Here is a 1,055-nt window from a genome sequence, read left to right on the forward strand (position 1 = left end):
AGCCTTGGAGGATGGTCCCCCCATCTTCAGACAGGATTTCACGTGTCCCGCCCTACTTGTCGTACACTTAGTTCTTTCATACTGTTTTCGCCTACGGGGCTATCACCCGCTATGGCCGCACTTTCCAGAGCGTTCGGCTAACAATACAAATAAAGAGTACAAGGCTCATCCCATTTCGCTCGCCACTACTTTGGGAATCTCGGTTGATTTCTTTTCCTGCGGTTACTTAGATGTTTCAGTTCACCGCGTTCGCTTCGCATGGCCTATGTATTCAGCCATGGATACTCCAAAAGGAGTGGGTTTCCCCATTCGGACATCTACGGATCAAAGCTCGTTTGCCAGCTCCCCGTAGCTTTTCGCAGGCTACCGCGTCCTTCATCGCCTGTGATCGCCAAGGCATCCACCACATGCACTTGTTCGCTTGACCCTATAACGAGTCTGTCTTGCGACAGTCGCTACAGGTTGAGTTCTCGCATTTGTGCCGTATTCCAATTGAGTCAAACATAGAGTTCGAATCATCTTGAGATACATCGATACAATCACAACCCGGATAACTTTCACGTCCATCTCAAGACGCTTCCGCTATCCAAATTACTTACTTCTTCCAGATTGTTAAAGAACGACAGCCGATATGGTGTTACTCATATCACTCTGACTGGCTCAATCGCCAATGACAAAAATTCGACTACGTCGAACGCTTGTCATTGAAGATTGGTGGAGGCAGACGGGATCGAACCGACGACCCCCTGCTTGCAAAGCAGGTGCTCTCCCAGCTGAGCTATGCCCCCATGTGTACAGATGACCTCAGGATGTACCTACCGCCAGACAATGGTGGGTCTGGTTGGATTCGAACCAACGACCCCCGCCTTATCAAGACGGTGCTCTAACCGACTGAGCTACAGACCCCTGAGTCTGTCTTTAATTTACAGCCGATAAGCGTGAGCGCTCAATTTTGCGAGAAGCTCTGGAAAGGAGGTGATCCAGCCGCACCTTCCGATACGGCTACCTTGTTACGACTTCACCCCAGTCATGAATCCTACCGTGGTGACCGTCCT

The 1,055-nt window shown here is 50.3% G+C and carries 2 tRNA genes and 2 rRNA genes; all 4 read right to left on the minus strand.

From position 1 onward, the window contains the following. Positions 1-427, minus strand: a 23S ribosomal RNA gene (locus ACVK00_RS34520); the annotation flags it as partial. A gap of 285 nt (positions 428-712) precedes the next feature. Beyond that, a tRNA-Ala gene (locus tag ACVK00_RS34525) sits at positions 713-788 on the minus strand. A 41-nt stretch (positions 789-829) separates the two neighbouring features. After that, positions 830-906 (minus strand) — tRNA-Ile (locus ACVK00_RS34530). 62 nt (positions 907-968) lie between these two features. Next, positions 969-1,055: ribosomal RNA gene (locus tag ACVK00_RS34535) — 16S ribosomal RNA — on the minus strand; the annotation flags it as partial.

Source organism: Burkholderia sp. PvR073 (assembly GCF_054055695.1).